Annotated in this window: 13 protein-coding genes; 10 read left to right on the top strand and 3 right to left on the bottom strand. The window is 62.4% G+C overall.

Features of this window, described 5'->3' with window-relative positions; all coding sequences use genetic code 11:
* Positions 1 to 115: 115 nt before the first annotated feature.
* The 5 genes from AB4O09_RS16720 (at position 116) to AB4O09_RS16700 (ending at position 4923) form a co-directional block, all read left to right on the top strand.
* The gene (locus AB4O09_RS16720; protein WP_003201549.1) at positions 116 to 1441 is read left to right on the top strand and encodes a flavin-containing monooxygenase; all 1326 of its coding nucleotides are present in this window, start codon (positions 116 to 118) and stop codon (positions 1439 to 1441) included.
* Positions 1441 to 1851: a RidA family protein gene (locus AB4O09_RS16715; RefSeq protein WP_003201555.1), complete on the top strand. Its 411-nt coding sequence runs from the start codon at positions 1441 to 1443 to the stop codon at positions 1849 to 1851. The genes AB4O09_RS16720 and AB4O09_RS16715 overlap by 1 nt, the downstream gene beginning before the upstream one ends.
* Before the next feature lie 10 nt (positions 1852 to 1861).
* A complete protein-coding gene (locus tag AB4O09_RS16710) occupies positions 1862 to 2536 on the top strand; it encodes a DUF1028 domain-containing protein (RefSeq protein ID WP_003201557.1) in 675 nt (224 codons plus the stop codon).
* Positions 2529 to 3698, top strand: coding sequence for an acetylornithine deacetylase (gene argE, locus AB4O09_RS16705; protein WP_223523528.1), 1170 nt, complete (start codon positions 2529 to 2531; stop codon positions 3696 to 3698). The genes AB4O09_RS16710 and argE overlap by 8 nt, the downstream gene beginning before the upstream one ends.
* Positions 3699 to 3942: 244 nt before the next feature.
* A complete protein-coding gene (locus tag AB4O09_RS16700) occupies positions 3943 to 4923 on the top strand; it encodes an ABC transporter substrate-binding protein (RefSeq protein ID WP_013693282.1) in 981 nt (326 codons plus the stop codon).
* Positions 4924 to 5086: 163 nt separating this feature from the next.
* Here the strand turns inward: AB4O09_RS16700 and AB4O09_RS16695 are convergent, their stop codons facing one another.
* From AB4O09_RS16695 to AB4O09_RS16685, 3 genes are all read right to left on the bottom strand, one after another.
* On the bottom strand, positions 5087 to 5998 hold the full coding sequence (locus tag AB4O09_RS16695) for a LysR substrate-binding domain-containing protein (RefSeq protein ID WP_003201562.1): 912 nt from the start codon (positions 5996 to 5998) through the stop codon (positions 5087 to 5089).
* A gap of 212 nt (positions 5999 to 6210) precedes the next feature.
* Complete coding sequence (locus tag AB4O09_RS16690) at positions 6211 to 7413, bottom strand: NAD(P)/FAD-dependent oxidoreductase (protein WP_013693284.1); 1203 nt, start codon at positions 7411 to 7413, stop codon at positions 6211 to 6213.
* 246 nt (positions 7414 to 7659) lie between these two features.
* Positions 7660 to 8034: a response regulator transcription factor gene (locus AB4O09_RS16685; RefSeq protein WP_003201566.1), complete on the bottom strand. Its 375-nt coding sequence runs from the start codon at positions 8032 to 8034 to the stop codon at positions 7660 to 7662.
* Positions 8035 to 8352: 318 nt separating this feature from the next.
* Here AB4O09_RS16685 and AB4O09_RS16680 point away from each other — a divergent pair, with 318 nt between their 5' ends.
* The 5 genes from AB4O09_RS16680 to AB4O09_RS16660 all read left to right on the top strand — a co-directional run bounded on the left by AB4O09_RS16680 (position 8353) and on the right by AB4O09_RS16660 (position 14295).
* Positions 8353 to 9375: a LysR family transcriptional regulator gene (locus tag AB4O09_RS16680; RefSeq protein WP_013693285.1), complete on the top strand. Its 1023-nt coding sequence runs from the start codon at positions 8353 to 8355 to the stop codon at positions 9373 to 9375.
* Between the two features lie 178 nt (positions 9376 to 9553).
* Positions 9554 to 10546, top strand: a complete 993-nt coding sequence (locus AB4O09_RS16675; protein WP_460107222.1) for a helix-turn-helix domain-containing protein — start codon at positions 9554 to 9556, stop codon at positions 10544 to 10546.
* A gap of 69 nt (positions 10547 to 10615) precedes the next feature.
* Positions 10616 to 11551, top strand: coding sequence for a SphA family protein (locus AB4O09_RS16670; protein ID WP_027911712.1), 936 nt, complete (start codon positions 10616 to 10618; stop codon positions 11549 to 11551).
* Between the two features lie 12 nt (positions 11552 to 11563).
* On the top strand, positions 11564 to 12820 hold the full coding sequence (locus AB4O09_RS16665; RefSeq protein WP_028237008.1) for an MFS transporter: 1257 nt from the start codon (positions 11564 to 11566) through the stop codon (positions 12818 to 12820).
* 17 nt (positions 12821 to 12837) lie between these two features.
* Complete coding sequence (locus tag AB4O09_RS16660; RefSeq protein WP_013693289.1) at positions 12838 to 14295, top strand: amidase; 1458 nt, start codon at positions 12838 to 12840, stop codon at positions 14293 to 14295.
* Positions 14296 to 14362 lie beyond the last annotated feature (67 nt).

The following is a 14362-nucleotide window of genomic DNA, read 5'->3' as shown; positions in this document are numbered from 1 at the left end:
AACACAATCGCCTCGACATCTGACCTCGATAGCTGCAAGCGCAGAACAAAAAAATCAGAACCCGAGGCGGCGCTATGCCGGCCTGAACCAAACCTACTGCCGGAAGTGCACAGACATGCCCGTTGAAACCCTACGCATCGATACGCTTGTTATAGGCGCCGGCCAGGCCGGCATAGCCATGAGTGAGCACTTGAGCCGGCAAGGCGTGCCGCATCTGGTGGTGGAGCGAAGCCGCATTGCCGAAGCCTGGCGCACATCACGCTGGGATTCGCTGGTGGCCAACGGGCCGGCCTGGCATGACCGCTTTCCGGGGTTGGAATTCGACGGGCTCGGTCCAGATGACTTCGCGACAAAGGACCAGGTGGCCGATTATTTCGAAGCCTATGCCAGCAAGTTCAACGCGCCGATCCGTACCGGCGTGGACGTCAGGAAAGTCGAGCGCAATGTCGGTCGCCCAGGCTTCACCATTGAAACCTCCGAAGGCTTGATCGAGGCGATCCATGTCGTCGTCGCCACTGGGCCCTTTCAGCAGCCGGTGATTCCACCAATTGCGCCGGATATGGCGACGGTTACCCAGCTGCACTCGGCCCAGTACCGCAATCCCCGGCAATTGCCCGAGGGGGCGGTGTTGGTGGTGGGCGCCGGGTCGTCGGGGGTGCAGATCGCCGATGAGCTGCAGCGCGCCGGCAAGCAGGTCTATCTCTCGGTGGGTGCCCACGATCGTCCGCCGAGGGCCTATCGCAACCGCGATTTCTGCTGGTGGCTAGGTGTGTTGGGCGAGTGGGATGCGGAAGCGGTCAAGCCCGGCAAGGAGCACGTCACCATTGCGGTGAGCGGTGCCCGTGGCGGTCATACCGTGGATTTTCGCCGGCTGGCCCACGAGGGCATCACCCTGGTGGGGCTGACGAAATCGTTCAACGGCAGCGTGGTGTGCTTTGAGCCGAATCTTGCCGAAAACATCGCCCGTGGCGACGAGAACTATCTGGCGCTGCTGGATGCCGCTGACGCCTACATTGCCCGCAATGGCTTGGACCTGCCGCTCGAACCTCAAGCCCGCGACCAGTTGCCCGACCCGCAATGCCTGACCCAGCCGATCCTGGAGCTGGACCTGGTCGCCGCCGGGGTGGCCAGCGTCATCTGGGCCACCGGCTATTCGGTGGACTACAGCTGGCTGAAGGTCGACGCCCTCGGGGCCAACGGCAAGCCTCGGCATCAGCGCGGCGTTTCCAGCGAACCGGGCCTGTATTTCGTCGGCTTGCCCTGGTTGTCGCGACGAGGCTCGGCGTTCATCTGGGGCGTCTGGCATGACGCCCGGCACATTGCCGATCACATCGTGAAGCAACGCATTTACCTCGCCTATCAAGATGCTGCCCAGCGCCAGGCCCCTGCGCGCGACAGCGATTCGTATCGTTCGAAAACCAGTCTCACGGGAGTCCGTTGATGCCTACTCATACACGTATTCGCATGTTCAACACCAAGGACACCTACCCGAACCAGACGCTGGACAACGACCTGTGCCAGGCCGTGCGCGCCGGCAACACCGTCTATGTGCGCGGCCAGGTTGGCACTGATTTCAACGGTCAACTGGTGGGCCTGGGCGATCCTCGCGCCCAGGCCGAGCAGGCCATGCGCAACGTCAAGCAACTGTTGGAAGAGGCCGGCAGCGACCTGAGCCACATCGTCAAGACCACCACTTACCTGATCGACCCGCGTTACCGCGAGCCGGTGTACCAAGAGGTCGGCAAGTGGCTCAAGGGCGTGTTTCCGATCTCCACCGGGTTGGTGGTCAGTGCCCTGGGCCAGCCGCAGTGGCTGATGGAAATCGACGTGATCGCGGTGATCCCTGAATAAGGAGCGGAGCATGACTTTTTCCATCGCTGGACGCTGTGCCGAAACCGGCCAGTTGGGCATCGCCATCAGTTCCTCAAGCATTGCCGTCGGCGCCCGTTGCCCCTGGTTGCGCGCGGGCGTCGGCGCGGTGTCGAGCCAGAACATTACCCTGCCGGCCCTGGGGCCGCAGATTCTTGACGAACTGGCCGGCGGCCTGGTGGCCCAAGCGGCGCTGGAGCGGACCCTGGCACGCAATGGCTACAGCCAGTATCGCCAGGTGGCGGTGATCGATGCCGAGGGGCGCACGGCGATTTTCAGTGGCGAGCATACCTTGGGCACCCACAACGCCGTGGCCGGTGAGCAATGCGTGGCGGCTGGGAATCTGTTGGCCAACGGTGCGGTGATCGAGGCCATGGTCGCGGCCTTCGAGCATAGCGCCGGCTGTCTTGCAGCACGTTTGGTGAGCGCGTTGCAGGCTGGACAGGCGGCAGGCGGGGAGGCCGGGGCGGTGCATTCGGCGGCGCTGTCGGTGGTCGATGACCTGACCTGGCCCATCGTCGATCTGCGGGTGGACTGGGCTGAGGAAAACCCCATCGGCGAACTGGAAAAGCTTTGGCTCGCCTATCAGCCGCAATTGCAGGATTACCTGACCCGCGCGCTCAACCCGACGCTGGCGCCCAGTTATGGAGTGCCGGGCGATGAGTGAGCTGCGCAGTCGCGCCCTGCTTGCCGAACTGGTGGGCTTTGCCACGGTCAGTCGCGAGTCGAACCTGGCCATGATCGAGTTCGTGCGCGATTACTTGCAAGGGCTGGGCGTGGATAGCGAGCTGATCTACAACGCCGAGCGAACCAAGGCCAACTTGCTGGCGAGCATTGGCCCAGCGGTGCCCGGTGGCGTGGTGTTGTCCGGGCATACCGACGTGGTGCCGGTGGATGGGCAGGCCTGGACGGTCGATCCGTTCTGCCTGACCGAGCGGGACGGCAAATGGTTCGGGCGTGGTACGGCGGACATGAAGGGGTATCTGGCATCGGTGCTGGCAGCGGTGCCGATGTTCCTCGCCAGCGCGCTTCGTCGACCGCTGCACCTGGCGTTTTCCTATGACGAAGAGGTGGGTTGCCTGGGCGTTCACAGCCTGTTGGACGTGTTGGTTCGGCGAATTCCCCAACCAGCGCTGTGCCTGATTGGCGAACCCACCCGACTGCAACCGGTGCTGGGGCACAAAGGCAAGCTGGCGATGCGTTGTCATGTCCGAGGGGCGGCCTGTCATTCGGCCTATGCACCTTACGGGGTCAACGCCATCGAGCAGGCGGCGCGCCTGATGGGGCGCTTGGGCGAGATCGGTGCACAGCTGGCCGAACCATCACGGCATGACCCGCGCTTCGATCCACCGTTTTCCACGGTGCAGGTCGGGGTGATCCACGGCGGCACGGCGCTGAACATTGTCCCGGCCGATTGCCGTTTCGATTTCGAAGTGCGCGCCTTGCCGGATTTCAATCCCCAGGTGGTGGCCGAGCAATTGCAGGACTTTGCCGAACAGGAACTGCTGCCAGCGATGCAGGCGGTGGCGGGCGATACGGCGATTGGTTTTGAACCACTGTCCGCCTATCCGGGCCTGGCGACCTCGCCTGACAGCGCTGCTGCACAACTGGTTGCGCGACTGTGCGGCAGCGACGCTTTCAGCACCGTTGCTTTCGGCACCGAAGGCGGCCTGTTTCACCAGGCTGGCGTGCCAACGGTGGTCTGTGGCCCCGGCAGCATGGACCAGGGGCACAAGCCCGACGAATACGTGAGCGTTGAACAAATGGCCGCCTGCGATCGCTTGATGGATCGGTTGGCGAGCTATCTCGCTGAACCCGATGGTCCGTGACCACGAGGCGGCCAAAGTGAACGATTTCAACATCAGGAAAATCCTGGCGGCCAGTTGTGCCGACCTCAACGAATGGGCCGACAAGAGCCTTATTGCTGTAGACCACTCCGCCCGCGCTTACGGCCACCCTTGAGTCCCGTCGCCGGCTCGTGCGGGCGAGCCGGCATTTTCGAGGAACCGCTTCATGTCCAGATCCTTGCGTTGCAATATTGCGTGTGCGTTGGCGTTGTTGAGTTCCAGCGTCATGGCCGCGCCCCAGAGCTTGACCGTGATTTCCTTTGGCGGCGCCACCAAGCAGGCCCAGGACAAGGCCTACTTCCAACCCTTCAACGCCAGCGGTGCAGGAAGCATCGTGGCCGGCGAATACAACGGTGAGCTGTCGAAGATCAAAGCCATGGTCGCGGCCGGTCACACCAGTTGGGACGTGGTCGAAGTGGAAAGCCCCGAGTTGCTGCGAGGCTGTGAGGAAGGCTTGTTCGAGAAGCTTGACCTGGCCGGCCTGGGCGACCCGGCCAACTATGTGCCCGGCGCACTCAATGAGTGTGGCGTCGCCACCTACGTCTGGTCGATGGTCCTGGCCTATGATCAGAGCAAGCTCGCCAAGGCGCCCAGCTCCTGGGCGGACTTCTGGAACGTTGCCCAGTACCCGGGCAAGCGCGGGCTGCGCAAAGGGGCCAAGTACACCTTGGAGATCGCCTTGCTGGCCGATGGGGTCAAGTCGCAGGACTTGTACAAGGTGTTGAACACGCCGGAGGGCGTGTCCCGGGCCTTCGCCAAGCTGGATCAGATCAAGCCGAATATCCAATGGTGGGAAGCCGGTGCCCAACCGGCGCAATGGTTGGTGGCGGGAGACGTGGCGATGAGCGCCGCCTATAACGGGCGCATCGCGTCGGCGCAAAAGGAAGGCATGAAACTGAGCATTGTCTGGCCGCAGAGCCTGTACGACCCGGAGTATTGGGCGGTGGTCAAGGGCACGCCGAACAAGGCCCTGGCCGAGCAGTTCATTGCCTTTGCCAGCCAGCCGCAGACCCAGAAGGTGTTTTCGGAAAACATCCCTTATGGGCCGGTGCACCGCAAGACGCTGGCGCTGTTGCCGACGGCGGTACAGGAGCAGTTGCCAACCGCCGAGGCCAACCTGGCTGAAGCGCAAGCCGTGGATGCGGAGTTCTGGGTCGACCACGGCGAGGAGCTGGAACAACGCTTCAACGCCTGGGCGGCTCGCTAGGCACCGAACCGCCTCCTCACCATGGACCGATCGTTCCCACGCTCCTGCGTGGGAACGTCGCCAGGGACGCTCCGCGTTCCGCTTCTGGAGGGTGACGCAGAGCGTCACGGGATGCATTCCCACGCAGAGCATGGGGACGATCAACGCTTCCTCGCCACAGGGTTCAGGCCAGCCATTGCCTGAACTGTTCCTTGCAGTAATCCACGAACAACTGGGCCGGTTTGGTCAGGTGGGTGCGTTTGAGCCAACCCGCCACCAAGGCCGAACCGGTCACGTCCTCGGCGATGTCGACGCACACCAGGTGTTGCCCATCGTAGGTGCAGGTGGAGTGCGGGCGGGTCACCAGCACGGCAAAACCGAAAGACTGGCCGACCATGCCACGGACCATCTCGATGGACGGCGAGCTGAAGACAATGTTGGGCGTCAGGCCCAGCTCCTCGAAGATGCTCACGAAATAGGTCCGGCTGGGCTGTACGTCCAGCAGGATCATCGGTTCCAGCGCCAGGTCCCGCAGCGAGACCTGGGCCTGATCGGCGAAGCGATGCCCAGCCGGCAATAACGCATAGGGCCGTTGCGGTGCCGTCAACGCCTCGGTCTCGATGGTGCTGTCGAGGTCGTGCTCATAGAAAATCGCCAGGTCGAAACGTCCACCCGTCAAGCCTTGCACCAGCTCCTGTTGTTCGCCGTCCTGCACGCGAATCTCCACCCCCGGGAAGCGCTGGCGAAAGCCCGCGATCAGGCGCGGCAAGTAGAGCGGGGCGACGGTTTCGAAGCAGCCGATGTCGATTTGCCCGCTGACCACATCGTTATCGGCCAGGGCGTTCTGCTCGAACTCCCGTGCCATGCGCAACAGCTCCTGGGCCTTGCGATAGAAGCGCGCGCCGCCGGGCGTCAACGATACGCCTTGGGCGTGATGACGGATGAGCAATTGCACGCCGAAGCTGTCCTCCAGCCCCTTGATGGCGGTGGCAATCGATGGTTGGGCGATGTACAGCTTGCGGGATGCCTCAGCGACGCTGCCACATTCAACGGTGGTGACAAAATACTTCAGCTGACGCAAGGAATAGGACGCCACGGCACACCTCGATCCGGATGGTTTCTGCCTACCTTACCTTGTGCTCAGAGGACCGGGAGTGGGCATTGATACGGATTTTGCTGGGCAGTGACGATATTCAGACTGGCTTGGGGAGAAGCCAGCCCAAAAAAACGCCCGCCGAAGAATCATTGGCAGGCGTCTGGGAAAGACCGGCGCAGAAAGGAGAGACTGGCCGGGGTAGGGCGCAAGGGTCAGGCCACCGGAATCAACGGGTCAGCCGCCGCCAGGGCCGCCGCGCGGTCGGCGGCGGGCGGGTAGATCCACACACTGTTGATCTGGGCCTTGAGATCCTTGGCTTCCTGCCCGACCAGCTTGAGTTGGCGATCCCAACCTTCGGTATACACCGCACCCCAGGCGCCCAGGTCCAGGCAGGTCACGTACTTGGGTTGGCTGTAGGGCATCGGCGCCACACCCAGCAGGTCGGCCGCGACGTTGTTGCCGGCGTAGCGCCCCAGGGATATGGCGTGCTGGCAAGACATCGCCGCGTAATTGCCCAGTGTGTCGGTGGCGGCATAGGCCACGTCACCGGTGGCGAATATGTCGTTTTGTCCCAACACTTTCAGATGGCCGTCGACGTGCAGGCGGCCTTGGTGATCGCGGGTGCCTGGCACTTGCTGGGTCAGCGGGTGGGCGCGGAAACCCACGGTCCAGATCACGGTATTGGACTCGATACGCTGGCCGTTCGACAGGGTGACACCGCCGGCATCCACCGAATCGACCGAAGCATTGAGGATCCACTCGATGCCCAGGTGATCGGACGCTTCGATCACGGAGGGGCGAATGCCGTCGCCCAACGACGCGCCGATCTGCGGCGCGCGATCCACCACGATGACCCGGATGTTCGCGTCCTCACCCAGGACGGCCCGCAGGCGGGTCGGCATTTCGGTGGCGGTTTCGATGCCGGTGAAGCCGCCGCCGGCCACCACCACGGTGTTGCGGGCTGGACTGTCCGGCAGGTTTTTGAGGGACTTGATGTGGGCTTCGAGGCGCGTTGCCTGTTCGATCTCATCGACGTCGAAGGCATGTTCGAGCATGCCTTTGAGATCGGGGCGAAACAGCTTGCTGCCCGCCGCCAGGACCAATCGGTCGTAACCCAGGCTGCCCTGGGTACCGAACACGTCCACGTAGCCGACCCGTTTGCCCTCGACATCGATACTGCTCGCCGAGCCCTGTACGAACTTCACGCCCACTGCATCGAACAGTCCGTCCAGCGGAGCCATCATGGTGTGGACGTCCGGCTCATAGAAACGAGGCCGGATGCGCAATTCCGCCTGGGGCGCCAGGACAGTAATCTGCACGTCATTTCGATCATGCTGGTCCAGCAGGCGGGCCGCGCTCAGTGCGCTCCATACTCCGCCGAAACCAGCACCAATAACCAGAATTTGCTGTTTCATGATTTGCTCCCGAAGACAAAATCGATACGTTGAATGAATTAAACTGTTCAGCGTGACCGTGGCGCGAAGTACCCAAAAGTGTGTGGCTCAATGATTGAACATCAAGCACGTTCAACTTTGGTTCGCTGTAGAAGATCGTATGCGTCAGCGCAATATTCGACACTTCTACGTAAGGTCAGTGGTGATATGTCTGGGTATGACGGATCTATACGAAGGTATTAAGGCCAGGAGATCGGCATTGAGGCATCACGTCGGCCGATTGAGGACCGATTCAAGACAAGCGATCAGTTCGGCACAGTTGAACGGCTTTGGAAAAAACGCCACCGGCTCCACCGCGTACGCCCTTGTTTTTGGCGGCGCGCTGGGGTGGCCGGTAATAAAAATGACCGGGATATGAATGCCCCGGGCAGACAGTTCATCGTACATCTGAATGCCGGTCATTCCCGGCATCTGGATATCCGATATCAGGCAGGCTGTGTTTTCAGATCCGGGTGACGCCAGAAAGTCGATGGCACTGGCATAAGTTTTAACGTGATGGCCGTGGGAACGTAACAAACCATCCAATGCAACTCGAACCGATTCATCATCATCAATAATTGAAATAATCGCAGTGTGGGACATTTCGATACCTGGTGGTGATAGCAGGTTGCCGTAAAGGCGCCGCTATCACTGTAAGATACGCCGTCCAATAACCCCGCCAAGTATACCTGGGTATGAACTTTTACCGAGGGCCGCAGACGATTCTGCAGGATCGTCCGGCATACCGAAGTATCAGTGAGCCTGCCTAAGGCATGAGTCGGGTGTCCCTACGTACGACAGACATCGGCCTGTCACGGGAATAGTCTTTCAACCATCCCATCGCTGCTGCGCCTTGATGAGGGCTCAAGCGATGATCCTGTCCTCTCCTGATTCAATGGCCTGGCGCCTGGGACGGCTATCATGATGAACAGAAATGACCTGCGTCGTGCTGACATCAATCTGCTGGTTGTCTTCGAAACCATGATGCACGAGCGAAATGTCACTCGCGTGAGCGAAAAACTTTTTCTCGGTCAGCCAACGATCAGCAGTGCCCTGGCGCGCTTGCGGCTGATGTTCGATGACCCGTTGTTCATTCGTGCAGGCCGGTTGATGGAACCGACCTCCCGGGCGCAGGAGATATTTTCCAATCTGTCTCCAGCGCTGGACGGCATTGCCGCGGCCTTGAGTCGCTGTCAGGCATTCGACCCGGGCACCAGCGAGGCGACCTTTCATATCGGGCTCTCTGACGACGTCGAGTACGCATTGTTGCCGGATCTGTTGCGGCGCCTGCGAGTCGAGGCACCGGGCACGACCTTGGTGGTGCGTCGGGTCGATCAATGGCAGATGTCCCAGTTGCTGGCCTGTGGGGACATTTCACTGGGGATCAGCCACACCTTGGAGTTGCCGGCCAATGCCCGACGCAAGGCCCTGCGTTCGATTCGACCGATGCTGTTGCGGGCCGATGCGCAGCCCGGCGAATTGACCTTGGACGAATTCTGCCGCCGACCCCATGCGGTGGTCTCATCCATGGGTAATGTCATCGATGACTCGGACCGCGCCTTATGCCTGATGAACCGGCAACGCCGGGTGGTGCTGACAGTGCCTCAGTTCAGCGCCTTGCCCGTGTTGCTGGCCCAGAGCGACATGATCGCCATCGTGCCGGATTACGTGGCGCGGGCGATGGCGGTAGGGACAGGTTTGCGGGCCGAGCCGGCGCCGATATGCTTGCCCGAGCAGGAACTGTCCATGGTATGGCGTGGCGCCTCGCACAATGACCCGGGAGAACGCTGGTTGCGCGACCGTTGCAGCACGTTCGTGGCCGAGCAGGCCGACTCGCAGATAGAGCCCAGGAAGGCTCCGCTGCACACCAATGCGGTGCGCCAGGCCTTGACGGCGGCCTCACGCAACCCTTCCAACAGATCGACACGATCGATCAGCGCCTGACGGATGTTCGGCGCGCCACTGGAAGGACTATTTCTTTGAAGAGACCCATGCCGGCGCAGGCAGCTGAACCCTGGTCGATTATCCGTTTTCGGCACAATTGCCCGACCGGCCCACGTGGCGGAATGGAACTTGCCTGACCTTTGACCTGTAAGCCCTGGAATCCTCAAAGGTCGGGTCAATGAACAACTCCAACATGGCGCAGCCAGCGATCTCGTCGGACCTGTTGCCGACGCTGCCGATCAATCGGTTCCGTACCGCAGACATCGATGAGCACGCCCGTAACATGGGCGGCTGGCAGGTTTGCTATGACCAGTTGACCCCCGGACGCTTCGAAGGCGAGTTGGTCGAGTTCCGCTCGGACTGGATGCAACTGGTGCGCGACCGCTCTAATCAGGCACTGGCCAAGCAAGGCATAGCCTGGGAGGGGGCCATCACCTTCAGCGTGCCACTGAGTGCCGATGGACCGGTCTTTTGCTCCGGGCACCCGATCATCGAGCCCAGCCTGATGGTCGCCCGTGGCCAGAACCTGCCCGAGCTGCGCACGCCCCAGCATCTCGATCTGCTCAGTGTCGCCATCGAAGAGCAGGCGTTGGAGCATGTGCTGGAACGACAGGGCAGTCGCTTTCGAATTACTGATCTTCCCAAGTGTTACCGTCTCGGCAACTCGACGCTGCCCGCCGAGCTTGCGGCGTTGTTCGATGAACTTGAAGGCGGCGGGCAGGGGCGTGATTCATTGCTGGGTTACGAATCGATTCGCCGTGGCCTGCGTGACACGGTGATGCTGCACATACTGGAACTGGTGGCACCGGATGAGGCACCGCCGCTCACCCCCACGGCACGCAAGCGCATGGTCGACCGCGCCCGGGAGTACGCCTTGACCCATGTCGATGAGCCGCTGTCGATCCTCGACCTGTGCAACCACATTGGTGCCAGCCGACGAAAACTGCAGTATTGCTTCCAGGAGACGCTGGGTATCAACCCCGTGGCCTATTTGCGGGCGTTGCGCCTCAATGCCGTGCGTCGTGAATTGCGCAGCGGCGGCCATGCCCGGGGTGTACAGGAGGTGGCGGCACGCTGGGGCTTCTGGCATTTGAGCCGGTTTTCCAGCGACTATCGGGTGCTGTTCGGCGAGACCCCTTCACAAACCCTGCGTCGCACGCATCTGTGCTGAAAACGGATAACGGCTGACCGGCCGGCTCCCTAGGATGACCCCAACACCACTTGGTTGGAGGGGCATTCGATGTATCAGAAAAATTATAAAACCAACGTCTTGCGCGGTACCTGGTTAAGCCTGGGGCTGATTGCTGTTTGTGGCGCTGCCCATGGCACCGAAAACGGCGCGCCGACCACGGCGGTAGGGGTCTACGATTTCGGTGCGGGCATGATGCCGCCGGCCACGCCCTTTGGCACCGTCGGCCTGCGCACCGCGTTCTATTCGGCCAACGTGCAGAAAGATCGCCACGGCAAGTCCGTGGACAACAATTTATCCCTGGATGTGTTGTCCATCGCCGTCGCCTACATGCGCATGACCGATTACACCGTGCTGGGCGCCAAGTATGGCTTCGGCGCCGTCGTGCCGTTTTTCCAGATGGATGCCTCGGTACAGGTGCAGACGCCTGTCGGCCCGCTGGACCTTGCGGCCGATCCGTTTCGCCTGGCTGATATCCAGGTGTTGCCGGTGATCCTGCAATGGACCCTGTCGCCGAACCTGTTCGTCAACGCCCAGCTCCAGATCCAGACCCCCACAGGCGACTACGACAAGAATCGCTTGATCTCGCCGGGCGTCAACCACTGGACCTTCTCGCCGATCCTCAACGCTACCTACATCTCCGACAGCGGTTTCGAGGTGTCTTCCAGTTTCGAAGCCGACATCAACACCCGCAACCACGCCACCGACTACAAGAATGGCGTCGAGTACCGCCACGAATTCGCCGTGGGCCAACACGTTGGCCCGTGGACCGTGGGTGTGGGCGGCTATTACTACCGGCAATTCACCGATGACGATGCGCCGGGCCTGGAAGCGGGCAATCGCGCCCGGGTGTTGGCGGTCGGACCGGCAGTGAGCTACTTCAAGCCCGGCATACCTCCGGTGTGGCTGCACGTCTACAAGGAGCTCGATGCGCGGAACCGCGCCGAGGGCTACACCGCGGCGCTGCGTATTTCTCAAAGTTTCTAAAAGGGGCTCGCCATGAACCAATCAAGTTCCGTTTCAACGGCGGCCAGCCCGTCCCGCCAGGCCAGTTGGCGTGAAGGGCTGGTGCTGATGCTGGGCAGCAGCCTGACGATCATGGGGGCGGTGATGGTCACGCCCATCCTGCCCAGGTTGGGCGCCGAATTTGGGCCCATGGAACCGCGCGCCGATCTATTGGTGCCGTTGGCGATTACCGGCCCGGCCTTGGCGATTGCCGTGTGCGCACCGTTGGCTGGCTGGTTGGCCGACCGCGTCGGGCGCAAGGCCTTGCTGGTGATTGCCACGGTGCTCTACGCCTTGCTCGGCGCGCTGCCGGCGCTGCTCGATAGCCTGCCGTCGATTGTCGGTGCGCGGCTGTTGTTCGGTTGCACGGAGGCGGCGGTGATGACCTGCTGCGCAACCTTGATCGCGGACTATTGGCAGGGCGAGGAGCGGTTGCGCTACGTCAACCGGCAGGTGGTGACCATCGGCCTGGTGGGGGCACTGTTTTTCGTGGTGGGAGGGGTGCTCGGCGAGCATTCGTGGCGCACGCCGTTCCTCCTGTATTTGCTGCCATTGCTGCTGGTGCCAGCGATGATGAAAGTGCTCTGGGAACCGCCGGTGGCGACGCTACAGAGGGTCGAGCAGCGCATCGATGAGCCGGGACCGGCCAAGGTCGCCGTGCTGCAGCTGTTGGTTGGCTACCTGATGATCCTGGGCGGCATGGTCCTGACGTTCATCATGCCGATCCAGGCGCCGATGCTATTGGTCAGCCTGGGTATCACCTCCAGCACGATGATCGGCCTGGCTGCGGGATTGAGCCTGTTGGCGACCTTGGGCGGTTCGCTGATGTGGCCGTTGCTGCGTCGTCGCTTCGGCATCGCTGGTTGCAACGCGCTGTTGCTCGGCCTGATGGGCCTGGGACTGTGGCTGCTGATGCGCGGGCAGAGCTACAACGCCGTGCTGGTGGCGGTGTTCATCCAGGGCCTGGGGGCCGGGCTACTGGTACCCAATGTGATGGCGCCAGTGATGAATGCCTTGACCGCAAGCACCCGTGGCCGCGGTTTGGGCGGGTTTACCTCGTGCCTGTATATCGGCCAGTTCGTCAGTCCGCTGGTGGTGGCCTCGGTGGTTGTCTTCGCCGGTGACCTGCGTCACGCCATCCAGTGGCTGGCCCTGGCCAGTCTCGCCTTGGCGCTGCTCTGGGTCGTTGCCGGCCTGCGAGCACGGGGCCAGGGGCAGGCAAGCACTCTCCGATCACATCAATCGTCATGACATAAGGAACCTGAGACATGGGTATGCAAGACATCCACCACTTGATGGACACTGAAGACGCCACGGCGCTGGCCGAGTGGGTCAGGCGTGGCGAGGTTCAGCCCGGCGAACTGCTGGAGACGGCCATCGAGCGCCTGGAGCGGGTCGAGCCGCAGCTCAATGCGGTGGCCGAGCGCTTGTACGATTCGGCCCGGGAGGCGGCGCGCAAGCCTCAAGCCGGACAAGGCCTGCTGGCCGGCGTGCCGACCTTGATCAAAGACCTGTTTTCACCGGTCGATGGCGCGGCGATGACTAACGGTTCGCGGGCGCTGGGCGACTGTCGTGCGGATTTTGAATCGGAAGTCGTGGCGCGGTTGCGGCGTGCCGGGTGCCAGGTGATGGGCGCCAGTACTTCTCCGGAGTTCGGCACCTCGTACACCACCGAATCCGTGCGCTTCGGCGCCACCCGCAACCCCTGGAGCACCGACCACAGCGCCGGTGGCTCCAGCGGTGGTGCGGCGGCACTGGTGGCGGCCCGCGTCGTGCCGTTTGCCCACGGCAACGACGGTGGCGGTTCATTGCGCGTGCCGGCGTCTTGCTGTGGCGTGTTCGGGTTCAAGCCCAGCCGTGGCCTGATGCCGTCGGGGCCGATAATGGGCGAGGGCTGGGCCGGGATGGGTACGCCTCATGCGATCACCTTGTCGGTGCGCGACAGTGCGGCGCTGCTGGATGCCACCGCCGGAATGGACCTGGGCGCGCCGTACGCCGCGCCGATCCAGGCGTTGCCGTATGTGATGGCGGTGCAGGCTGATCCCAAGCCGCTGCGCATTGCCCTGGTCGAGCAACTCGAGCCCTGGCCTACGTCACCCCAGAGCCTTCAGGCGGTGGGCGAGGCCGCGCGGCTGTGCGAGTCCTTGGGGCACCGTGTCGAACCGGTGAGCCTGCCGGTGGGGTTGCTGGAGTTTCTCGACCACGTGTTCAGTATTATTGGTGCAAGCACCCGTCGCTATGTCGATTTGCTGGGCCAGATGCGTGGGTCCGCCGTGCAGGCCGAAGAACTGGAGGTGCGTACCCGGATCATCTTGCGGGACAAGGGCAACGTCAGCGGCGCCCAATATGTCGCGGCGGTGGAATGGATTCATGCCCTCGGCCGGCAGTTGGCGGTGTTCATGCAGGATTACGACGTGATCCTGACCCCGGTCCTGACCCGTGAACCGGTGCCGATTGGCGAACTGGATCTGCAGGATGTGTGCATGAGCCTGGATCAACTGCTTGAGCGCTACCACAGCTATGCGCCGTTCACTGCGTTGTTCAATGCCAGCGGTCAGCCGGCGATGTCGGTGCCGTTGTCCTGGAGCGCCAATGGCCTGCCGATGGGGGCGCATTTTGCCGGTCGCTTTGGCGAGGAAAGCACCTTGCTGGCCTTGGCCGCTCAACTTGAACGCGCCCAACCCTGGCGCGGCCGAGTCCCACCGGTCAACGCCTGCCGGCGGTGAAACCGTGGGAGCGAGCTTGCTCGCGATGGCGGTGCCAGCTCCAGCATCATGGTTGGCTGATAGTCCG

This window comes from Pseudomonas sp. H1_F01 (genome assembly GCF_054681425.1).
The sequence above is the reverse complement of the archived record's forward strand: the minus strand, read 5'-3'. Positions and strand labels throughout refer to the sequence as shown.